The organism is Streptomyces sp. NPDC015130 (assembly GCF_043080005.1).
GTDB lineage: Bacteria > Actinomycetota > Actinomycetes > Streptomycetales > Streptomycetaceae > Streptomyces.
Genome location: NZ_JBIBVC010000017.1, coordinates 74,636 through 95,902 on the forward strand (window position 1 = coordinate 74,636; position 21,267 = coordinate 95,902).

A 21,267-nucleotide genomic window follows, 5' to 3' on the forward strand; every position below is an offset into this window, starting at 1 on the left:
GCAGCGCTGGCCTGGTTGCTGATTCCGCTTTTCGCAGTCGTCGGCGCGGCGATATGGGGAAGCTGGGCTTCGAGGAACAAGACGATAGGTGACGTGGCCGAGCTCGCCGGCTACGCCCGGTTCCGGGACGCGATGGAGCGGTCCCACACCACCACCGCGACCACCGCCGGCTCCGAGGTCCAGGAGCGCGAGACGGCCACGACGGTCACCCCCTTGTCGACACCGTCCAGCTGACGCGGCCCGTCGGCCGCCTCCGTACCCGGCACCTGTCACGCCCGACACCCGCCGCGGCGTGCCGCCCCGTACGGACCGCCCCAGCGGTGCACCCACAGGCGAGTCCCGTACTGTCGTTCCATGCCACGCCGCACCGCGACGATGCTCGCCTCCACCCTGGTGTTGATCTGTCTGCTCATCGCAGGCGTCCTGATCCCGGTGCCGTACGCGGAGATGAGTCCCGGTCCCACGGTCAACACCCTGGGCGAGGCCAGGGGAGAGCCCGTCCTCTCGATCTCCGGACGCAAGACCTACCCGACCGACGGCCACCTCAACATGACGACGGTCCGCGTCACCAGCGCGGACTACAAGATGAACGCCGTCGAGGCCGTCTACGGCTGGCTCGCCCACGACAACGTGGTGGTGCCGCACGACACGCTCTACCCGGACGGCAAGACCGAGGAGCAGTCGAGCCAGGAGAACGCCGAGGAGTTCAGCCAGTCCCAGGAGAGCGCCAAGGTGGCGGCCCTCGGGGAGCTGGGGATCCCGGTGACCAGCCGTGTCGTCGTCGCCACGGTCGTCAAGGACTCCCCGGCGGAGGGCAAGCTGCACGCGGGTGACGTCATCAGGGCCGTCGACGGCGTGAAGGTCACCGAGCCGGGCGACGTCGCCGAGCAGGTCACGAAGCGCAAGCCCGGCCAGGACGTCGCGTTCACGATCGTCCCCGCCAAGGAGGCCGCCGAGGCCGAGAAGGCCCGCAAGGAGCCCACCGTCACCCGGAAGGTGGTCATCAAGACCGCCACCTCGGAGGAGGGCGACCGGGCCGTCGTCGGCATCCAGGCCGGGACGGACCACGTCTTCCCGTTCACCATCGACATCAACCTCGCCGACGTGGGCGGCCCCAGCGCCGGTCTGATGTTCGCCCTCGGCATCGTCGACAAGCTCACCCCGGGGAGCCTCACCGACGGGAAGTTCATCGCCGGCACGGGCACCATCGACGACAAGGGGAAGGTCGGCCCGATCGGCGGCATCGACATGAAGCTCGTCGGCGCGCGGAACGCGGGCGCGGAGTACTTCCTCACCCCCGCCGACAACTGCGCGTCCGCCGCCGCCGACACCCCCGAGGGCCTGACCCTGATCAAGGTGGACACGATCGACGACGCCGCCAAGTCGCTGGAGAAGCTCCGCAAGGGCGACACGGCGAACCTGCCGCGCTGCTCCACGGGCTGACCGGCCCGGCACGGACGAGGGGGCGCCCGGTCGGCCGACCGGGCGCCCCCTTCTCGTACCGCGGCCGGGGAACGGCGCGGCCCCGGGCCTTACGACTCGAAGGTCGCCGACAGCGCCTCGGCGAGTCCCGGCACCAGGTCGGGGCCGGTCAGGACCTCGGTCGTCGAGTCCTTCTCACGCAGCCGGATCGCCGCCTCACGGGCGCCGCCGCGCAGCACCGCCACGGTCATCCGGACCTCCTGGCGGTCCGGGTGGGCGGCGACCCACTTGGCGAGCTGCTTCTCGTTCAGCCCCTGCGGCACCTGGGACTCCGCCGACGGCGGCAGCATCAGCCGCTCCACGGTCAGGGCGCAGCCCGCCACGGAGGAGGGCCAGGCGATCGTGCCGAGGAACTCGTCGAGCGGCTTCCCGCGCGGCAGCTTCTCCTGCTCGATCGGGGTGAAGGCGGTGGCGTCGTCGCCCAGGCCGAGCTGGGAGGCGAGGGCGGGCTCCTTGGCGCGGAGCCGGGCGGTGTCGACGAGGGCGAAGAGACGGGCCGGCTGGTCCCAGCCGAGACCCGAGGCGTACTCGTCGATCTCGAGTACGGCACGGGTGAGGGGGCTCGCGGCCATCGCCGGGCCTGAGGGGGAAACGTTGGACATGACCAATATCCTGCCTCGTCTTGCCCCGAAGACGGGAACTAGGTAAAGCCTCAGTAAGTTGCACCATTGGGCTCTACGATCGCGGGGCCTGCTTTCAGACGCATCAACATCGAGGGGCGCACGTTGGCTTTCCAGATGCCGGACCGCGGCGGTAGCCCGTCCGGACCGAGGATGAGAGTCGGCCGGCCGTCCCGGCGGGCCCGCACCCTGCTCATGACACTCGGGGTGCTGGCCGTCCTGGCCATGGCGTTCGTGATGTTCGCCGGGTTCTGGACGGACTGGCTCTGGTATCGCTCGGTCAAGTACTCGTCCGTGTTCACCACCACCCTGTGGACCAAGATCGGCCTCTTCGCCGTCTTCGGTCTCCTCATGGGGCTCGCCGTCGGCCTGAACATCTGGCTGGCGTACCGGCTGCGTCCGCCGCTCAGTGCGATGTCGCTGGAGCAGCAGAGCCTCGACCGGTACCGGATGGGCGTGGCCCCCTTCAAGAAGTGGGTGCTCCTCGCGGTCACGGTCCTGGTCGGGCTGATCGCCGGCGCCTCCGCCTCGGGCCAGTGGCGCACCTGGCTCATGTGGGTCAACGGCGTGAAGTTCGGCCAGAAGGACCCGCAGTTCGGTCTCGACGTGGCGTTCTACGCCTTCGATCTGCCCTGGTACCGCTTCCTCCTGGCCTTCGGCTTCGCCGCCGCCGTCCTGTCGCTGATCGCCGCCGCGCTCACGCACTACCTGTACGGCGGACTGCGGATCACCAGCCCGGGCGCCCGTGCGACCGCCGCCGCGACCGGGCACCTCTCGGTGCTGCTCGGCGTCTTCGTCTCGCTGAAGGCCGTGGCGTACTGGCTCGACCGGTACGGCCTGGCGGTGAAGTCCAGCGACTTCAAGGCCACGGGCAACTGGACGGGCCTGCGGTACGTCGACGCCAACGCGTACCTGCCGGCGAAGACCATCCTGTTCTGCATCGCCGCGATCTGCGCGGTGCTGTTCTTCGCGACGCTCTGGCGCCGCACCTGGCAGCTGCCGGTGATCGGCTTCGGTCTGATGGTGCTCTCGGCGGTCCTGATCGGCGGCCTGTACCCGGCCATCGTGCAGAAGTTCCAGGTCCAGCCGAACGAGCAGGCCAAGGAAGCGCCGTACATCCAGAAGAACATCGACGCGACCCGCAAGGCGTACGCGATCGACTCGACGAAGCCCGAGAACTACTCGGGCAAGTCGACGGTCAAGGCCAAGGACCAGCTCCGGACGGACGCCGACTCGGCGGCCAGCTACCGCGTCCTCGACCCGAACATCGTCTCGCCCACGTTCCAGCAGCTGGAGCAGAAGCGGAAGTACTACCAGTTCCCGACGACCCTGGACGTGGACCGCTACAACGGCCGGGACACGGTCATCGGTCTGCGCGAGCTCAACATCAAGGGCATCCCGAAGCGGAACTGGATCAACGACCACTTCACCTACACCCACGGCTACGGCGCGATCATGGCCATGGGCACGCAGACGGACGCCAACGGCTCCCCGGTCTTCACCGAGTCCGGGCTGCCGACGACCGGTGACGTCGGCGAGTACCAGCAGCGGATCTACTACGGCGAGAAGACCGACCAGTACTCGATCGTGGGCGGCCCGCAGAAGGAGCTGGACTACGAGGAGAACGGCGAGAAGACCACCAGCTACAAGGAGAAGAGCGGCGTCAGCCTCTCCGGCGCGTTCAACCGCGCCGCCTACGCGGTGGCCTTCAGCGAGCCGCAGATCCTCTACTCGGGGGCCATCGGCGAGGGCTCGCGGATCCTCTACAACCGCACGCCCAAGGAGCGCGTCGAGGCCGTCGCGCCCTGGCTGACCATCGACGGCGACGCCTACCCGGCGGTCGTCGACGGCCGGATCCAGTGGATCGTCGACGCCTACACGACGACCAACGGCTACCCGTACGCCTCGCGGACCACGCTCGGCGACACCACGGCCGACTCCCTGACCGTCGGCAACCAGCAGCGCGCCGTCGTCGCCCAGCAGAACCAGGTCAACTACATCCGCAACTCGGTGAAGGCCACCGTCGACGCCTACGACGGCACGGTGAACCTCTACCAGTGGGACACGCAGGACCCGGTCCTCAAGACCTGGATGAAGGCCTTCCCGGGCACCGTGAAGGCGAAGTCCGCGATCGACGGCGACCTGATGAAGCACCTGCGCTACCCGCAGGACATGTTCAAGGTCCAGCGCGAGCTGCTGACCCGCTACCACGTCACCGACCCCGCGCAGTTCTACAGCGGCTCGGACGCCTGGCAGGTGCCGGACGACCCGACCAACAAGGACGGCAACGCGGTCCCGCCGTACTACCTGAGCATGAAGATGCCCGGGGACACGGCGCAGCGCTTCTCGCTGACGACGACGTTCACGCCGAACGGCCGGCCCAACCTGGGCGGCTTCATGGCGGTCGACGCCGACGCCACCAGCAAGGAGTACGGCCGGCTGAGACTGCTGCGGGTCACCGAGGACGTGCCCGGCCCGGCCCAGGTGCAGAGCAAGCTCAACGGTCTCCCGGACGTCGCCCAGTTCGTCCGGGACATGAAGGGCGCCGACTCGGACATCCAGTACGGCAACCTGCTGACCGTGCCGCTCGACGGCGGGTTCCTGTACGTGGAGCCGGTGTACGCCCAGGGCCGGAACGCCCTGTACCCGCTCCTGAAGAAGGTCGCGGTGTCCTACGTGGACGCGGACCAGCCGGACGGTGACACGACCAAGGACACCACCGTGTTCGAGGACAACCTCACCGACGCGCTGAACGCGGTCTTCGGCGTGGACGCGCCGACCCCGCCGACCACCCCGCCCCCGGGCACCACGCCCCCGCCGCCGACGTCGAACGACGCCGCGCTGAAGGCGGCCATCGCCGACGCCCAGAAGGCGTACGACGCGGGCGAGGCGGCCCTCCAGAAGGGCGACTGGACGGCGTACGGCAAGGCGCAGGAGGACCTCCAGGACGCCCTCCAGCGCGCGGCGGACGCCGGAGCGAAGCTCAAGAGCACGGGAGCAGGCGGCTGACCTGAGGTTTTCCGTCCCCGCGTCGTGATACTGTGGTTTCACCGACGCGGGGTGGAGCAGCTCGGTAGCTCGCTGGGCTCATAACCCAGAGGTCGCAGGTTCAAATCCTGTCCCCGCTACTCAGAACGAGGGCCCGGATCCATAAGGATCCGGGCCCTCGTCGTGTGTCGACGTGACGGAGGGCGCCTAAGAGCGGTACGGAGGGGGCGAGTTGGTGTGAGGCGTGTTTGACTTGTCTCTCTGTGGGCATGTCGACAAAACGCTGAGTGACCTCACTGGCTGCGGTATACCAGGTGTGCTCGGGTTGCGGGTGGTGCGACGATGGTATTTATGGGGGACAGGGCAACTCTGTTGGAGACAGGGCGGTTTGTGCAGCGGCACGCCAGGAACGCCGCGGACGAGATCATCGAGGCAGTGGGGGCCGTCGATGCGGCCGTCGACACCACCGCCCGGACCGATGCCGACACCGAGCACGAGACGGAGACCGAGAGCGAGGCGCGGCACCGGCGCGCGGCCGAGCGCGGAGACCTCGCCTCGATGAGCGCGCTCGGCGCGCTGCTCCTGCGCCGCGGTGACCTCGACGGCGCCGAGCCCTTCCTGCGCGGCGCCACCGCCGAGGGGGACCGGGCCGCCGCGAACAACCTGGGCGTCCTGCTCCACCAGCGGGGGTACGCCGAAGAGGCCGCCGGCTGGTGGCGGGTCGCCGCCGTCGCCGGCTCCGCGCCCGCCGCCCACGCCCTCGGCCGCCACCACCGCGAGCGCGGGGACGAGCCCGCCGCCGAGTACTGGCTGCGCCAGGCCGCCGAGCAGGGCCACGCCCTCGGCGCCTACGCCCTGGCCGACCTCCTGGAGCACCGCAGCGACGTCGGCGCCGAACGCTGGCTGCGCGCCGCCGCCGAGCAGGGCCACCGCGAGGCCGCCTACCGCCTCGCCCTGGCCCTGGAGCGCCGCGCGACCGAACCCGGCCGCGGGCCGCACGACGGCGGTCGCGGGCCGCACGACACCGGCTCCCGGCTCCGGGTGCCCGGTGGCGCCGCGGACGCGGGCGCGATCGCCCCGGCCGGCGCGGCGCCCGGCGGCGTGACCGACCCCGCGCCGCCGAAGAGCGAGCTGACCGAGGCCGAGCAGTGGTTCCGGCAGGCCGCCGCCCGCGGGCACCGGCGCGCCGCGCTGCACCTCGGCGTGATCCTGGAGAAGCGCGGAGAGCTCAAGGAGGCCGGCCGCTGGTACCTCAGCTCCGCCAAGGAGGGCGAGGCCAAGGCCGCCTGCGCCCTCGGCTTCCTCCTGCGCGATGCCGGTGACCAGGAGAGCGCCGCCGTGTGGTGGCTGCGCGCCGCCCAGGACGGCGACGGCAACGCGGCCAACGCCCTCGGTGCGCTGCACGCCGCCCGGGGCGAGCAGCAGACCGCCGAGCGCTGGTACCGCGCCGCCATGGACGCGGGCGATGTGAACGGGGCGTACAACCTCGGGCTGCTCTGCGCCGCCCAGGACCGGATCCCGCAGGCCGAGCAGTGGTACCGCCGCGCCGCCTACGCGGGCCACCGCGAGGCCGCCAACGCGCTCGCGGTGCTGCTCCTCCAGGCCGGCGACGCGAACGGCGCCGAGCCGTGGTTCTCCAAGGCCGCCGAGGCCGGCAGCGTGGACGCCGCCTTCAACCTGGGCATCCTCCACGCGGGCCGGGACGACGACCGCACGGCCCTCGTCTGGTACGAGCGGGCCGCCGCCGCGGGGCACACCGAGGCCGCCCTCCAGGTCGGCATCGCCGCCCTGCGCGACGGCGACGAGCGGACCGCCGAGCGCCACCTGCGGTGCGCGGCCGGCGGCGGCAGCGCCGAGGCCGCCTTCCGGCTCGCCACGGTCCTCGACGCGCGCCGCCCCGAGCCCGGCCCCGCCGTGCTCGGCGCGCCCCGGGAGGAGAAGACCGAGTGCGAGGAGTGGTACGAGCGGGCCGCCCAGCAGGGACACCGGCGCGCCCAGGTGCGGGTCGGGATGCTCGCGGCGGGCCGCGGCGACCTCGCCGAGGCCGACCGCTGGTACCGCGAGGCGGCGGAGGCGGGCAGCCGCAACGGCGCCTTCAACCTCGGGCTGCTCCTCGCCCGCGAGGGCAGCGAGCGCGAGGCGGCGCTCTGGTGGACCCGGGCCGCCCGGGCCGGCCACGGCCGCGCCGCGCTCCGGCTCGCCCTGCTCGCGGCGCGCCGGGGCGAGCTCACCGAGGGGCGGCACTGGTGCGCCCGCGCGGTGGAGCTGGGCCCGGCGGAGGTCGCCGAACGCGCGGCCCGGCTGAGCGAGGCCTTGCACCAGGAGCTCACCGCTTAACGGATTTGCGCTGGTGACGGGGGACCCGTAAGGTTGGGTTCACCGACGCGGGGTGGAGCAGCTCGGTAGCTCGCTGGGCTCATAACCCAGAGGTCGCAGGTTCAAATCCTGTCCCCGCTACTCAGTAGCAACGAAGGCCCGGATCCGATCACATCGGATCCGGGTCTTCGTCGTATGTGCGCGTGTTCCGCGGGCTCGTCGGGGTACGAAGAAGCCCCCGCCGCGGCGGGGGCTTCTCGGGTACGGGTCAGGCGGTGGTGGCGCAGCTCGGGCAGATGCCCCGGTAGGTGACCTCGACGTTGGAGATCGTGAAGCCGAAGCGCTCGGTGTCCGGGAGGTCGGCCATCGGGTCGCCGGCCGGGTGGACGTCGCGGATGGCGCCGCAGCGGCCGCAGACCAGGTGCTGGTGCGGACGGTGGGCGTTGGGGTCGTACCGCTTGGCGCGACCGTCCGTGGCGACCTCGATGACCTCGCCGAGGGTGACCATCTCGCCCAGCGTGTTGTACACGGTCGCGCGCGAGATCTCGGGCAGCCGCGTCACGGCGCGGGCGTGGACCTCGTCGGCGGTCAGGTGCACATGATCCCCGTCGAGCACCTCGGCCACGACACGACGCTGCGCGGTCATCCGCCAGCCGCGGCCGCGCAGTCGTTCCAACAGGTCACTCATGGGGGTCAGCCTAACAGTCGGCGGGAACGGGTCCCGAACGGGTGTGACTTTGGAAGTGCACTTGACTTAGACAATGTCTATCGTAGGATCGAGACCGGCACAGGCTAAGACCCGGAACGGGGTCGGGCCGAAGGACAGGACTCGCAGGACATGACGCAGGAGGCGCACGTGACGCAGGGACCGCTCACCACGGAGGCCGGCGCGCCGGTCGCCGACAACCAGAACAGCGAGACGGCGGGCGTCGGCGGTCCGGTCCTCGTGCAGGACCAGCTCCTCCTGGAGAAGCTCGCCCACTTCAACCGCGAGCGCATCCCGGAGCGCGTGGTCCACGCGCGCGGTGCGGGCGCCTACGGCACCTTCACGCTCACCCGTGACGTCTCGCAGTGGACGCGCGCCGCGTTCCTCTCCGAGGTCGGCAAGGAGACCGAGACGTTCCTGCGCTTCTCCACCGTCGCGGGCAACCTCGGCGCGGCCGACGCGGTCCGTGACCCCCGCGGCTGGGCGCTGAAGTTCTACACCGAAGAGGGCAACTACGACCTCGTCGGCAACAACACCCCGGTGTTCTTCATCAAGGACGCCATCAAGTTCCCCGACTTCATCCACACCCAGAAGCGCGACCCGTACACGGGCTCGCAGGAGGCGGACAACGTCTGGGACTTCTGGAGCCTCTCCCCGGAGTCGACGCACCAGGTCACCTGGCTCTTCGGCGACCGCGGCATCCCCGCCTCGTACCGCCACATGAACGGCTACGGCTCGCACACGTTCCAGTGGAACAACGAGGCCGGCGAGGTCTTCTGGGTCAAGTACCACTTCAAGACCGACCAGGGCATCAAGAACCTCACCCAGGCCGAGGCCAACCGCCTCGCCGGCGAGGACCCGGACTCGCACCAGCGCGACCTGCGCGAGGCCATCGAGCGCGGCGACTTCCCGACCTGGACCGTGCAGGTCCAGATCATGCCCGCGGCCGACGCCGCCGAGTACCGCTTCAACCCGTTCGACCTCACCAAGGTGTGGCCGCACGAGGACTACCCGCCGATCGAGATCGGCAAGCTGGAGCTCAACCGCAACCCGGAGAACGTCTTCGCCGAGGTCGAGCAGTCGATCTTCAGCCCGGCGCACTTCGTGCCCGGCATCGGCCCGTCCCCGGACAAGATGCTCCAGGGCCGCCTCTTCGCCTACGGCGACGCCCACCGCTACCGCGTCGGCATCAACGCCGACCACCTGCCGGTGAACCGCCCGCACGCCACCGAGGCGCGGACCAACTCCCGTGACGGCCACCTCTACGACGGCCGCCACAAGGGCTCGAAGAACTACGAGCCGAACAGCTTCGGCGGCCCGCACCAGACGGACCGGGCGCTGTGGCAGCCGCTCCCCGTCACCGGCCTCACCGGTGACCACGCGGCCCCCTCGCACTCCGAGGACACCGACTTCGTCCAGGCGGGCAACCTCTACCGCCTGATGTCGGAGGACGAGAAGGGCCGTCTCGTCGAGAACCTGGCGGGCTTCATCGCCAAGGTCTCGCGCGAGGACATCGCCGAGCGGGCGATCGACAACTTCCGCCAGGCGGACGGTGACTTCGGCAAGCGGCTCGACGCCGCGGTCCAGGCCCTGCGTGGCTGAGGGCGCTTGTCGTAGGTAGGGCCCGGGCCGGACTCCGTACGGAGTCCGGCCCGGTCTCGTTCATCGGCCGGCGACGCTGTGCACCGGGATCCAGCAGCGGATGATGTCGCGCACGGAGACGATCCCGACGGGTCCCCGGTCGTCGAGGACGACGAGGTGGCGGAAGCCGCCGTGCGTCATCGCCTCGGCCGCCTCCGCCAGGGTCCAGGTGGGCGCGGCGAAGACGACGTCGTGGGTGGTGTGGGAGCCCGCGGTCTCGACGTCGGGGTCCTGGTCCCTGGCGAGGGAGTTGAGGATGTCGCGCTCGGTGAGGATGCCGAGGCCGCCGGCATCGGAATCGAGGACGACGGCCGCGCCGACGCGGCGCGCCGACATCAGCCGGGCCGCCTGCCGGAGGGTGTGTGCGGGGCCGATGGTGAGGACCACGGTGCTCATGGCGTCACGGACGAGCATGGACGGAGCCACCTCCTTCGTGAACCGTTCCCGCCTTCAACGAGAACCGATTCACAAGTTCACAAGTGGGGGGACTCTCAGAGTGACACCGGGGGAGGGGCCCGACAAGGGGGCGCGCGAGGCGCTCCCGGGGAGTGACGGCGGCGCCGGGCCGCCCGGCGCTCCCTACGCCTCCGGGCTCTCCTGGTTCAGGTAGCTCAGCAGTTCGCCGTGGAGCAGGCCGTTGGACGCGGCCGCGTTGCCGCTGTGCGGGCCGTGCCGGCCGTCGAGGCCCGTGTACGTGCCGCCGGCCTCCTGAACGACGACCGCCACCGCCGCCATGTCCCACAGGGACAGCTCCGGTTCGGCGCAGATGTCCACGGAGCCCTCGGCGACCATCATGTACGGCCAGAAGTCGCCGTACGCGCGGGTCCGCCAGCACGCGCGCGTGAGGTCGAGGAATCCGTCGAGCCGCCCCTGCTCCTCCCAGCCGCTCAGCGAGGAGTACGCGAAGGAGGCGTCCTCCAGGGAGGACACCTTCGAGACCCCGAGCCGGGTCGCCGAGGCCAGACTGCGGCCCGTGTACGCGCCCAGGCCCTTCGCCGCCCACCAGCGGCGGCCGAGCGCCGGGGCGGACACCACGCCCACCACCGGCTGGAAGCCGGTCTCGCCGGCCTCCATCAGGGCGATCAGGGTCGCCCAGACGGGCACCCCGCGCACGTAGTTCTTGGTGCCGTCGATCGGGTCGATCACCCAGCGGCGCGGGCCCGAGCCCTCCACGCCGTACTCCTCGCCCAGGATCGCGTCACGCGGCCTGGCGCGCTGGAGCTGGCCGCGGATCAGCTCCTCCGCCGCCTTGTCCGCCTCGCTCACCGGGGTCATGTCCGGCTTCGTCTCGACCTTGAGGTCGAGCGCCTGGAACCGGTCCATGGTGGCCGCGTCGGCGGCATCGGCGAGGACGTGGGCGAGACGCAGGTCATCGTGGTAATCGGCCATGGTCGGCACTCTATCCCCGCGTGATCCCCGCGCGGAGAACCGTCCACCGGGAGGCCGTCGGAGGCCGTCGGAGGCCGTCGAGGGCCCCGGTGGCCCCCGGTGGACGGCCGGGACCCGCCCGGAGGCTCCCGAAGGCACCCGAAGTCCTCCGGAGCACCTCGAACTCCCTCGAACTCCCTCGAAGTCCCTTGACAGGGCGGGGGCGTCTGTCGACGCTGAGCGCAGAACCGTTCCCTCCTGGAGGTGGCGATGGCGCACGCCCGCGAGGCCCTGCTCGACGCCGCGCTGGCCGCGCTCACGCACCGGTCGTGGTCCGCCGTACGGATGGCCGACCTCGCCGTCGACGCCCGGGTCTCCCGGCAGACCCTCTACAACGAGTTCGGCAGCAAGGAGGGCCTCGCCCGCGCCCTCGTCCGGCGCGAGGCCGACGCCTACCTCCACGGGGTGCGGCGGCTGCTCGCCGAGCCCGCCCCGCCCGAGCGGAACCTCGTCGCCGTCGCCGAGTGGACCGTCACCCGGGCGGCCGCGCGCCCGATACTGCGCGCCCTGCTCACCGGGGCCTGGAACGAACGGCTCCCCGTGCCCCGGCCCGTCCGGCCGGGCGCCCGCCCCGCCCCCGTACCCGCCCAGCGGCGCGCCGACGAGGGGCCGCCCGCGCCGGGTGAGCTGGTCGCGGCGACCGCGGCCTGCGCCGGCGAGCGGTGGGCGGCCGGCTGCGAGCTCGCCCTCCGGCTCGCCCTCAGTCATGTGGTCGCGCCGGTCCCGCCGACGGTCGCTCAGTGCGAGGAGCCGGACAGCTGGAGCCCGATGACCCCCACGATGACCAGGCTGATCGAGACGATCTTGAGGGTGGAGACGACGTCCCCGAGGAAGATCATTCCGTAGATCGCCGTTCCGGCCGCGCCGATCCCCGTCCACACCGCGTAGGCCGGACCCACGTCCAGCTTCCGCAGCGCGAGGGTGAGCAGTCCGAAGCTGCCCAGGGCGAAGGCCGCGAAGGCGATCGTCGGCCATAGCCGGGTGAACCCGTGCGAGAGCTTCAGGCAGACCGCGAAGCCGGTCTCCAGGAGACCGGCCACCACCACCAGCAGCCACGCCATCGTCAGTGCCTCCCACGCCTTCGGTGACCGCTTTCGTCGCACTTGGTGCGATTATGCACTTACCGGTGGCGGTCGACCTGAAACGCCGACGGGTCAGTCACCCTCGCGCCGCTCGCGCGTCGCGAGCAGTCGCCGCAGCGAGTAGAGCCGCGCGGGGTCCGCGTGCCCCTCCGCCACGAACGCGTCGAGCGCGCAGTCCGGCTCGTCGTGGCTGCACGCGCGCGGGCAGTTCTCCGTCCCCGGTACGAGGTCGGGGAAGGCGAGGATCACCCGGGACGGGTCGACGTGGTGCAGTCCGAAGGAGCGCACGCCGGGCGTGTCGATGACCCAGCCGCCCTCCTCGGAGTCGAGGGGGAGGGCGAGCGCCGAGGTGGTCGTGTGCCGGCCGCGGCCCGTGACCGCGTTGACGACACCCGTGGTCCGTCGCCGGTCGGCCGGGACCAGGGCGTTGACCAGCGTCGTCTTGCCGACGCCCGAGTGCCCGACGAAGGCGGTGGTACGGCCCTGGAGGTGCTCGTGGACCCGCTCGGCGGCGACTCCGTCCACGAACTCGTCGCGGGTGGTGACCACGTACGGGACACCGAGCGCCCCGTACATCTCCAGGAGCGCGTCGGGGGAGGCCAGATCCGACTTGGTCAGGACGAGCAGCGGGGAGAGCCCGCCGTCGTACGCGGCGACCAGACAGCGGTCGATCAGCCGCGGGCGCGGCTCCGGGTCGGCCAGCGCGGTGACGATCGCCAGCTGGTCCGCGTTGGCGACGACCACGCGCTCGTACGGGTCGTCGTCGTCGGCCGTGCGCCGGAGCACCGAGCTGCGCTCGCCGATCCGGACGATCCGGGCGAGCGTGTCCTTCTCGCCGGTGAGGTCGCCGACGATCTGGACCCGGTCACCGACCACGGCGGCCTTGCGGCCCAGTTCGCGCGCCTTCATCGCGGTCACGATCCGGTCCTCGACCAGGCACGTCAGCCGGCCCCGGTCGACGGTGAGGACCATGCCCTCGACGGCGTCCTCGTGCTTCGGGCGGATGGACGTACGGGGACGGGTGCCCTTGCGGTTGGGCCGCTGGCGGATGTCGTCCTCGTCGGTGTGCTTGCCGTAACGCCGCATGGTTCAGACCCCGAGCATTTCGGTCCACATCCTCGGGAAGTCCGGCAAGGTCTTCGCCGTCGTCGCCACGTCCTCGATCTCGACGCCCTCGACGGCGAGGCCGATGATCGCGCCCGCCGTCGCCATGCGGTGGTCGTGGTACGTGTGGAAGACGCCGCCGTGCAGCGGGCGCGGGTCGATGCGCAGACCGTCCTCGGTCTCCGTCACGTCGCCGCCCAGCTCGTTGATCTCCTTGGTGAGCGCCGCGAGACGGTCCGTCTCGTGCAGTCGCAGGTGCGCGACGCCGCGCAGCGTCGAGGGGGAGTCGGCGAGCGCCGCGACCGCCGCGATGCCGGGGGTCAGTTCGCCGACCTCGCCGAGGTCCACGTCGATGCCGTGGATCCGGCCCGTGCCGGTGAAGGTCAGACCGGCCTCGGTCAGCTCGCAGGAGCCACCCATCTCGGTGAAGATCCGGCGCAGCTCGTCGCCCGGCTGGGTGGTGCGCTCCGGCCAGTCCGGGATCGTCACCCGGCCGCCGGTCACGAGGGCGGCGGCGAGGAACGGCTGGGCGTTCGACAGGTCGGGCTCGACGACGAGGTCACGGCCGCGCAGCGCGGAGGGCGCCACCCGCCAGACGTTCGGCTCGCCGCCGTGCTCCGGCTCGTCGACCTGGGCGCCGACCGCGCGCAGCATGTCGACCGTCATCCGGATGTGCGGCAGCGAGGGCAGCTTCGTCCCCACGTGCCGTACCTCGACGCCCTGGTTGAAGCGGGGCGCGGAGAGCAGCAGGGCGCTGACGAACTGGGACGAGGAGGAGGCGTCGATCTCGACCGTGCCGCCGTCCAGGCCCCCGGCGCCGTGCACGGTCAGGGGCAGGGCGCCCCGGCCGTCGTCGTCGATCCGGGCGCCCAGCGCGCGCAGCGCGTCGATCACGCCGTGCAGCGGACGCTCGTGGGAGCGGGGGTCGCCGTCGAAGCGGACGGGGCCGTCGGCGAGCGCCGCGACGGGGGGCAGGAAGCGCATGACCGTGCCCGCGTTGCCGACGTCGACGGAGGCCGGGCCGCGCAGCGGGGACGGGATGATCCGCCAGGCCTCGCCGGTGCCGTCGGGGCCCACGCCCTCCTCGATCTTCACACCGAGGGTACGCAGCGCCTCGGCCATCAGGAGGGTGTCGCGGGAGCGGAGCGGGCGGCGCAGCCAGCCGGGTTCGGCGGCGAGCGCGGCGAGGACCAGACCGCGGTTGGTGACCGACTTCGATCCGGGCACGGTGACGGTCGCGTCGACGGCGCCGCGGGCATACGGGGCGGGCCAGAGGTCGGTGGACGGGTCGGGGCGCACGGAAGCTGCTGCGGTCATGGAATCACTGTACGGGTGAGTCAGAAGCCCAGGAGCCAGCGGCCGCCGCCGATCAGGCAGCAGATCGAGACGGCGTGGAAGAAGAACAGCCACACCCCCGGGTGCACGTGGGTGAGGCGCGAGAGCTGGTCCGCGTCCGAGTCGGAGGCCCCGCCGTGGCGCCGCTTCGACTGGAGCTCGAAGGCCGGGCGGACCCCACCGAGGAGCAGGAACCACACCACCGCGTAGGCGAAGAGCGACTGGACCTCGGGACCGGTCAGCCAGGAGACCAGCAGGAAGGCCGTGCCCGTCAGGACGACGGTGAGGATCCCGTACGCGTTGCGGACCATCACCAGCATCGCGAGCAGCAGGCCGGTCGCTATCCAGAGCAGCAGGGTGACCAGGCCGGCGCCGAGCAGGGCGGCGCCGCCGAGGCCGAGCAGCGGGGCCGCGGTGTATCCGGCGGCGAGGGTGAGGACCACGCCCATGCCGGTCGGGCGGCCCCGGGTCACGGTCAGCCCGCTGGTGTCCGAGTGCAGCCGGATCGCTTCGAGGCGGCGGCCGGTCGCGAGGGCCACGAGGCCGTGGCCGCCCTCGTGGGCGATGGTGATCGCGTTCCGGGCGAGGAGCCAGGCGCGGCGGGGCACGGTGACGGCGAGGGCGGCGACCGCGGTGGCGATCACCAGCCACTCGGCCGGGGCGGCCTGCGGGCTGAAGAGGTCCATCGTTCGGGCCGCTCCTCGGGAGGTCGGGGATCGTGGCAGTGTGGCACGTATGTGCGGACGGTATGCAGCGAGTCGGAGGCCCGAGGATCTCGTCGAGACCTTCGGGATCGAGAAGTGGGAGCCGGAGGAGACTCTGGCCCCCGACTGGAACGTGGCCCCCACCAAAGAGGTCTGGGCCGTTCTGGAGCGTCCTCTGAAAGACGCCGGATCACGGCGTCCGGTTCGCCAGCTGCGCGCGCTGAAGTGGGGCCTCGTCCCGTCCTGGGCGAAGTCGCCCGAGGGGGCGGCCCGGATGATCAACGCGCGCGCGGAGACCCTGCACGAGAAGCCCTCCTTCAAACGCGCGTTCGCGGCCCGCCGCTGCATCCTGCCCGCCGACGGCTACTACGAATGGGTGACCGGCGCGGGGGAGCGGGACCTGGAGGTCGAGGGGAAGCGGAAACGGCCGCGGAAGCAGCCGTACTTCGTGACCCCGGCGGACGGCTCGGTCTTCGCGATGGCCGGGCTCTACGAGTTCTGGCGCGACCGCACGCTGGCCGACGACCACCCCTCCGCGTGGTGGGTGACCTGCTCGGTCGTCACCACCGAGGCGGAGACGGGCCCGCTGGGCGTGGCACCCGCCGAGGGCCCGCACTCGCTCGCCGACATCCACCCCCGGATGCCGCTGATGCTGACGGAGGACCGCTGGGACGCCTGGCTCGACCCGGCGCGCACCGGCGAGGAGGAGCTCCGCGCGCTGCTCGCGGCGCCGCCCGAGGGGCTGATGCGGGCCTACCCGGTGTCGACGGCGGTCAGCAACGTCCGCAACAACGGCCCCGAGCTCCTGACCGAACTGGAGGGCCCGGAGGAGGGCACGCTCTTCTGAGGCCCGCGGCCCGTCCCGCCGCCTCGTTCCGCCGGCCGGACGGACCGAGGCGGCAGGATGGGGACGTGACAGAGTACGAGACCGCTCCCGCCGGGTCCGAGACCGTTTCCCCCACCTCCTCCGAGACCGTCGCCACCGACGCCGGCGAGGCCCGCGTCACCTGGTACGCCGGTACGCGGCCGTGGGCCGTCCTCGCGCTCGGCCACGGCGCCGGCGGCGGGATCGAGGCCCGCGACCTCCAGGCCCTGGCTCGCGCGCTTCCCGCCCAGGGCGTGACGACGGCCCTCGTCGAGCAGCCCTGGCGGGTCGCCGGCAAGAAGGTCGCGCCCGCGCCGAAGACGCTCGACACCGGCTGGCGCGGCCTCTGGCCGGCCCTCGCGAAGCCCGGGCTGCCCGTGATCGCGGGCGGCCGCAGCGCAGGCGCCCGGGTCGCCTGCCGGACCGGACGGGAGCTGGGCGCCCTCGCGGTCCTCGCGCTGAGCTTCCCCCTCCACCCGCCGGGGAAGCCGGAGCGCTCCCGCGCCGACGAGCTCCTCGGCACCGGCCTGCCCACCCTCGTCGTGCAGGGCGGCAACGACCCCTTCGGGCACCCCGAGGAGTTCCCCGAGGGCCTGCACGCCCTCGTCGAGGTGCCCTACGGCGACCACGGCTTCGCCGTGCCCAAGCGGGCGCCGCTCACCCAGGCGGAGGCGCTCCGCACGCTCGTCGACGGGGTCGCCGAGTGGCTAGTCACACTCCGCTGACATCCGGGCCCGTAGCGGGAATGTCCGGCCGGGCACCTCTGTTGTGGAGAGCGTCGGTGTGAGAGCAAGGAAGAGGGAGTCCGTCGCATGGGTTCGACCATCTGCCCGGAGCGTGCGCAGGCCGCTGACCTCGACTGGACAGTGCTGCCCGCGCCCAAGGCCGCCCCTATTCGGGCGGCGGGCGGAGCGGTTCCTCGTCTATCCTCCGAAACGAGTGGGTCCGCCTTCGGGCTCGCCACCACGCTGGAGGAGGTGGGTCCGGTCACTGGGACCGACACAGGGACCGACGACGGCCCCGAGGAGACGACCGCCGAGCGCAACGCGCGCTTCGAGCGGGACGCCCTCGGATTCCTCGACCAGATGTACTCCGCCGCACTGCGCATGACACGCAACCCCGCGGACGCGGAGGACCTGGTGCAGGAGACCTACGCGAAGGCGTACGGCTCCTTCCACCAGTTCCGCGAGGGCACGAACCTCAAGGCGTGGCTGTACCGGATCCTCACGAACACCTTCATCAACTCGTACCGCAAGAAGCAGCGTGAGCCCCAGCGCAGCGCCGCCGAGGAGATCGAGGACTGGCAGCTCGCCCGCGCCGAGTCGCACATGTCGACCGGTCTGCGCTCCGCCGAGTCGCAGGCGCTCGACCACCTGCCCGACTCCGACGTGAAGGAAGCGCTGCAGGCGATCCCCGAGGAGTTCCGCATCGCCGTCTATCTGGCCGATGTCGAGGGCTTTGCCTACAAGGAGATCGCGGACATCATGGGGACACCCATCGGTACGGTGATGTCCCGACTGCACCGGGGCCGCCGCCAGCTGCGCGGCATGCTCGAGGACTACGCCCGCGACCGCGGGCTGGTACCCGCGGGCGCCGGAGAGTCGTCGAACGATCTGAAAGGCTCGGGCTCATGAGCTGCGGAGAGCCGCACGAGACGGATTGCTCAGAGGTCCTGGATCATCTCTACGAGTTCCTCGACAAAGAGATGCCCGACAGTGACTGCACCAAGTTCGAGGTGCACTTCGAGGAGTGCTCCCCGTGCCTGGAGAAGTACGGCCTGGAGCAGGCCGTGAAGAAGCTCGTCAAGCGCTGCTGCGGCAGTGACGACGTCCCCACCGACCTGCGCTCCAAGGTCATGGGCCGGATCGACCTGATCCGCTCGGGACATCTGGTGCCCGAGCAGGACATCACCGCGGTCACCCCGGCGACGCCCACGGCCACTCCCGCTCCGCAGGAGTAGGCGGGCGGTCCGGAGGACGGGACCCAGGCCGCCGCGAAGCGATCGCGGCGGCCTCGTGTGTATATCAGCTTGTATCACCCGATGGTGCGAATCGGCCGCAGCGTCACCTCCAGGACCGGCCAACTCGCTAGCGTGGCCGGTGTGATGGGCGAGAGGGTCATTCCGCGGGCGGCCGCCGTGTACATCGGCTGTGCCCTGCTCGCCGCCGCGGCCTGCGTCCTGCCCGCGGTGCGCCCCGGCGCGGCCACCCCCTGGGGCACCGTCGCGCTCCTCGCCGCCCTGTACGCGCTCTGCGAGCTGCCCGCCCGCTGCCCGCTCCTCGGCCGCGCCCTCGGCGGCTCCGTCCCCATGGGCACCGGCTCCTTCTTCCCGGTCCTGCTCGCCTCCGCGCTGCTCCTGCCGCCCGCCGCCGCCGCGCTCACCGCGCTGCCCGGCAGCCTCCTCGCCCGCGTCGCGGAGCCGCCCGCCGGACCGCGCCGCGCCTGGCGGGCAGCCGCCACGGCCCTCGCCGTCTGGGCCGCCGCCCTCGCCGCGGGCGCCCTGGGCGGGCCCGCCGCCCTCGGCGGCCCGGACGCCCCCGACTTCCCGTACGCGCTGCTGCCCGCGGGCGCCGCCGCGCTCACCTTCTGCCTGGTCCTGACCGCCCTCGACGGCGGCATCCGGGCCACCGTCGGCGGACTCCCCGCCGGCGCCGCATGGCGCGGACTCCTCGGAAGCGCCCTCGCCCCGCACACCGTGCACGGGCTCGCCGGACTGATGATGGCCGTGCTCTGGCGCAGCTCGTACGGACCGGCCGCCGCGCTCTTCGTCCTGCTGCCGATGTACATCTCCTGCTGGGTCTTCGCCCAGTACCACCGCGAGCGCGCCGCGCACCAGGCCACCATCCGCGCCCTCGTCCAGGCCGTCGACATCAAGGACCGGTACACCCGCGGCCACAGCGAACGGGTCGGCCACGCCTCCGTCCTGATCGCCCGTGAGCTCGGCATGGCGGAGGACCGCCTCGACGTGGTGCGGTTCGCCGGCATCCTCCACGACGTCGGGAAGCTGGGCGTGCCCACCCGCGTGCTGCGCAAGGACGGGCCGCTGACCCCGGAGGAGCGCCGGGTCATCGAACTGCACCCGGAGTACGGACACGAGATGGTCCGCGGCATCGGCTTCCTCGGCGAGGCCCGGGACGCGATCCTGCACCACCACGAGCGCATGGACGGCAGCGGCTACCCGTACGGGCTCCACGGCGAGCAGATCCCCGAGCTTGCCCGGGTGGTCGCCGTCGCCGACGCCTTCGACGCCATGACCTCCACCCGCTCCTACAGCAGGGCCCGCCCGGTCCCGACCGCCGTCGCCGAGCTGGAGCGGTGCGCGGCCAGCCAGTTCGACCCCGTGATGGTCTCCGCCCTGGTCCGGGCCCTCGACCGGCACGGCTGGCAGACCGACGTCACCGCCGACGAACCGCCCCAGCCGCTCCCCCCGCTCCCGGCACCCGAGCCGACCGCGCCCCCCGCGACCGCGCCCCCGACGGGCGGCCTCCCGGCGGGCGACCTCCCCGTCGGTGGCTCCCAGGCGGGCGACCTCCAGTCCGGTGGCTCCCCGACGGGTGACCCCCGGGCCGGTGATCCCCAGCCCGGTGACTCCCCGGCCGGGGAGGACGTGCCCCCGCAGCGCGCCGCGGACAGCCCCCTGACCGCCCGGCCGAAGGAGCGCGCATGAGACCGGGGGCCCTCACCGTCGGCGCCGTGAACGGCGCGGCCCTGCTGCTGGGCCTCGCCGGCATCGGCGCCACCCTCTGGTACGGCGTCGACCAGCCCGGCAACGCCCTCGCCTTCGGCACGCTCATCGCCCTCGGCGAGCTCGCCCGCTGGGGTGCCGTCCCCGGCGAGAGGGAGCCCGCCCCGCTCGCCGCCGCGGGAGCCCTCGCGTACGCCCTCCTCGGCACCGACGCCGGCACCGCCACCACCCACGGCGTCCTCCAGATCGTCGCCGTCGTCGTCGCCGGCGGCCTCGCCGGGATCGTCCCCCACCTCGCCAGGGGCGGCGGCCCCGGCACCGACCACCTCGCCCGCCGCGTCCTCACCGTCACCTTCGCCGCCCTCTGCTTCCAGCCCCTCTACAACTCCGGCGCCGTCGTCGAGCACCTCGGCCAGGGCCCGCCGTACGCCCTCTTCCTGCTGCTCGTGCTCGTCCTGACCGCCCTCTGCGACGCCGTGCTCGCCGCCGTCGTGCTCCGCGCCCGCACCGGATTCCCGTTCGGCCCCCTCCTCCGCGACGAACTGCGCGGCCTCCTCGGCATCGGTTCGGCCGTCTGCGCCACGGGCGCCGTCATGGCGCTCGCCGTGGCCGCCGCCGGGCTGTGGGCACTGCCCGTGCTCGCCGTCCCCCTGCTGCTCACCCAGGTCTCCTTCCGGCGGTACGCGGCCGTCCGGACCGTCAACCGGCAGACCATCGCCTCGCTGGCCCGGGCGACCGAGATCGCCGGCTGCACCCCGCCCGGCCACGCCCACCGGGTCGCCGCCCTCAGCACGGCGGTCGGGCGCGAGATGGGGCTCTCCGGGGCCGAGCTGACCGTCCTGGAGTACGCGGCGCTCATGCACGACATCGGACAGCTCTCCCTCGTCGACCCCGTCGAGGGCGGCGCCACCGCTCTCCTCCCCGGCGAGGAGCAGCGCCGCATCGCCCTCCTCGGCGGCGAGGTCGTCCGCAGGACCGGCGTCCCGGCCGCCGTCGCCGTGGTCGTCGAGCGGCAGGCCGACCCGTACCGCGAGCAGCCGCTGCCGGCCCGGATCGTCCGGACGGTGAACGCCTACGACGACCTCGCGGGCGACGGAGCCGGCGCCGCCCTCGAAGCCCTGGAGCGGCTCCGCCTCGGCACCGCGCGTGACCATCACCCGGACGTCGTGGAGTCCCTGGCCAGGGTCCTGGCGCGGGGCGGGGCGCCTGGGGTGACCTCGTCCGCCGCTGGGTAACCCATGGGTAATGAGCGCGCGTCCGACCGGGCATGGTTGGATGCGAACAAGAGGGTGAAAGCGACCGGCAGGCGGG

The 21,267-nt window shown here is 72.4% G+C and carries 20 protein-coding genes and 2 tRNA genes; 14 read left to right on the forward strand and 8 right to left on the reverse strand.

Features of this window, described 5'->3' with window-relative positions; all coding sequences use genetic code 11:
* Positions 1-93: 93 nt before the first annotated feature.
* Both ACF08F_RS29440 and ACF08F_RS29445 read left to right on the forward strand, forming a co-directional pair.
* Positions 94-234 (forward strand): hypothetical protein, encoded by a 141-nt coding sequence (locus ACF08F_RS29440; RefSeq protein ID WP_392301690.1) that lies wholly within the window; start codon positions 94-96, stop codon positions 232-234.
* Positions 235-354: 120 nt separating this feature from the next.
* Positions 355-1,443, forward strand: coding sequence for a PDZ domain-containing protein (locus ACF08F_RS29445; RefSeq protein ID WP_392301558.1), 1,089 nt, complete (start codon positions 355-357; stop codon positions 1,441-1,443).
* A gap of 89 nt (positions 1,444-1,532) precedes the next feature.
* Here ACF08F_RS29445 and ACF08F_RS29450 read toward each other — a convergent pair whose 3' ends face one another.
* Positions 1,533-2,084, reverse strand: coding sequence for a PPA1309 family protein (locus tag ACF08F_RS29450; protein ID WP_392301559.1), 552 nt, complete (start codon positions 2,082-2,084; stop codon positions 1,533-1,535).
* Between the two features lie 135 nt (positions 2,085-2,219).
* Here ACF08F_RS29450 and ACF08F_RS29455 point away from each other — a divergent pair, with 135 nt between their 5' ends.
* From ACF08F_RS29455 to ACF08F_RS29470, 4 genes are all read left to right on the forward strand, one after another.
* Complete coding sequence (locus ACF08F_RS29455) at positions 2,220-5,111, forward strand: UPF0182 family protein (protein ID WP_392301684.1); 2,892 nt, start codon at positions 2,220-2,222, stop codon at positions 5,109-5,111.
* Between the two features lie 45 nt (positions 5,112-5,156).
* Positions 5,157-5,230, forward strand: a tRNA-Met gene (locus ACF08F_RS29460).
* Between the two features lie 202 nt (positions 5,231-5,432).
* Positions 5,433-7,427 (forward strand): sel1 repeat family protein, encoded by a 1,995-nt coding sequence (locus ACF08F_RS29465; RefSeq protein ID WP_392301560.1) that lies wholly within the window; start codon positions 5,433-5,435, stop codon positions 7,425-7,427.
* A 46-nt stretch (positions 7,428-7,473) separates the two neighbouring features.
* A tRNA-Met gene (locus ACF08F_RS29470) sits at positions 7,474-7,547 on the forward strand.
* 127 nt (positions 7,548-7,674) lie between these two features.
* Here ACF08F_RS29470 and ACF08F_RS29475 read toward each other — a convergent pair.
* Positions 7,675-8,094 (reverse strand): Fur family transcriptional regulator, encoded by a 420-nt coding sequence (locus ACF08F_RS29475; protein WP_150266252.1) that lies wholly within the window; start codon positions 8,092-8,094, stop codon positions 7,675-7,677.
* Positions 8,095-8,244: 150 nt separating this feature from the next.
* Between ACF08F_RS29475 and ACF08F_RS29480 the strand changes: the two genes are divergently transcribed.
* Complete coding sequence (locus ACF08F_RS29480; protein WP_392301561.1) at positions 8,245-9,714, forward strand: catalase; 1,470 nt, start codon at positions 8,245-8,247, stop codon at positions 9,712-9,714.
* A gap of 60 nt (positions 9,715-9,774) precedes the next feature.
* On the opposite strand, the gene ACF08F_RS29485 is transcribed toward ACF08F_RS29480, so the two are convergent.
* Both ACF08F_RS29485 and hisN read right to left on the reverse strand, forming a co-directional pair.
* Complete coding sequence (locus tag ACF08F_RS29485) at positions 9,775-10,167, reverse strand: cyclic nucleotide-binding/CBS domain-containing protein (RefSeq protein WP_055641419.1); 393 nt, start codon at positions 10,165-10,167, stop codon at positions 9,775-9,777.
* Positions 10,168-10,332: 165 nt separating this feature from the next.
* Entirely contained in the window at positions 10,333-11,142 is an 810-nt protein-coding gene (gene hisN / locus ACF08F_RS29490) for a histidinol-phosphatase (protein WP_359669830.1), read from the reverse strand.
* A 249-nt stretch (positions 11,143-11,391) separates the two neighbouring features.
* Between hisN and ACF08F_RS29495 the strand changes: the two genes are divergently transcribed.
* The gene (locus ACF08F_RS29495; protein ID WP_392301562.1) at positions 11,392-12,027 is read left to right on the forward strand and encodes a TetR/AcrR family transcriptional regulator; all 636 of its coding nucleotides are present in this window, start codon (positions 11,392-11,394) and stop codon (positions 12,025-12,027) included.
* On the opposite strand, the gene ACF08F_RS29500 is transcribed toward ACF08F_RS29495, so the two are convergent.
* The 4 genes from ACF08F_RS29500 to ACF08F_RS29515 form a co-directional block, all read right to left on the reverse strand.
* On the reverse strand, positions 11,919-12,242 hold the full coding sequence (locus ACF08F_RS29500; RefSeq protein ID WP_390482290.1) for a DMT family transporter: 324 nt from the start codon (positions 12,240-12,242) through the stop codon (positions 11,919-11,921). The genes ACF08F_RS29495 and ACF08F_RS29500 overlap by 109 nt on opposite strands.
* A 93-nt stretch (positions 12,243-12,335) precedes the next feature.
* On the reverse strand, positions 12,336-13,349 hold the full coding sequence (rsgA, locus tag ACF08F_RS29505) for a ribosome small subunit-dependent GTPase A (RefSeq protein WP_392301563.1): 1,014 nt from the start codon (positions 13,347-13,349) through the stop codon (positions 12,336-12,338).
* A gap of 3 nt (positions 13,350-13,352) precedes the next feature.
* Positions 13,353-14,684, reverse strand: a complete 1,332-nt coding sequence (aroA, locus tag ACF08F_RS29510; protein WP_392301564.1) for a 3-phosphoshikimate 1-carboxyvinyltransferase — start codon at positions 14,682-14,684, stop codon at positions 13,353-13,355.
* A gap of 20 nt (positions 14,685-14,704) precedes the next feature.
* Entirely contained in the window at positions 14,705-15,388 is a 684-nt protein-coding gene (locus ACF08F_RS29515; protein WP_392301565.1) for a M50 family metallopeptidase, read from the reverse strand.
* Positions 15,389-15,437: 49 nt separating this feature from the next.
* Between ACF08F_RS29515 and ACF08F_RS29520 the strand changes: the two genes are divergently transcribed.
* The 6 genes from ACF08F_RS29520 to ACF08F_RS29545 all read left to right on the forward strand — a co-directional run bounded on the left by ACF08F_RS29520 (position 15,438) and on the right by ACF08F_RS29545 (position 21,191).
* Entirely contained in the window at positions 15,438-16,253 is an 816-nt protein-coding gene (locus ACF08F_RS29520; RefSeq protein ID WP_392301566.1) for an SOS response-associated peptidase, read from the forward strand.
* Between the two features lie 65 nt (positions 16,254-16,318).
* On the forward strand, positions 16,319-16,996 hold the full coding sequence (locus ACF08F_RS29525; RefSeq protein WP_392301567.1) for an alpha/beta family hydrolase: 678 nt from the start codon (positions 16,319-16,321) through the stop codon (positions 16,994-16,996).
* A gap of 252 nt (positions 16,997-17,248) precedes the next feature.
* Positions 17,249-17,905: a sigma-70 family RNA polymerase sigma factor gene (locus ACF08F_RS29530; protein WP_055641410.1), complete on the forward strand. Its 657-nt coding sequence runs from the start codon at positions 17,249-17,251 to the stop codon at positions 17,903-17,905.
* The gene (gene rsrA / locus ACF08F_RS29535; RefSeq protein ID WP_392301568.1) at positions 17,902-18,231 is read left to right on the forward strand and encodes a mycothiol system anti-sigma-R factor; all 330 of its coding nucleotides are present in this window, start codon (positions 17,902-17,904) and stop codon (positions 18,229-18,231) included. Before ACF08F_RS29530 ends, rsrA begins: the two co-directional genes overlap by 4 nt.
* A 144-nt stretch (positions 18,232-18,375) precedes the next feature.
* Positions 18,376-19,938, forward strand: a complete 1,563-nt coding sequence (locus ACF08F_RS29540; protein WP_392301569.1) for an HD-GYP domain-containing protein — start codon at positions 18,376-18,378, stop codon at positions 19,936-19,938.
* On the forward strand, positions 19,935-21,191 hold the full coding sequence (locus tag ACF08F_RS29545) for an HD-GYP domain-containing protein (protein ID WP_392301570.1): 1,257 nt from the start codon (positions 19,935-19,937) through the stop codon (positions 21,189-21,191). Before ACF08F_RS29540 ends, ACF08F_RS29545 begins: the two co-directional genes overlap by 4 nt.
* The last annotated feature ends 76 nt before the right edge of the window (positions 21,192-21,267 follow it).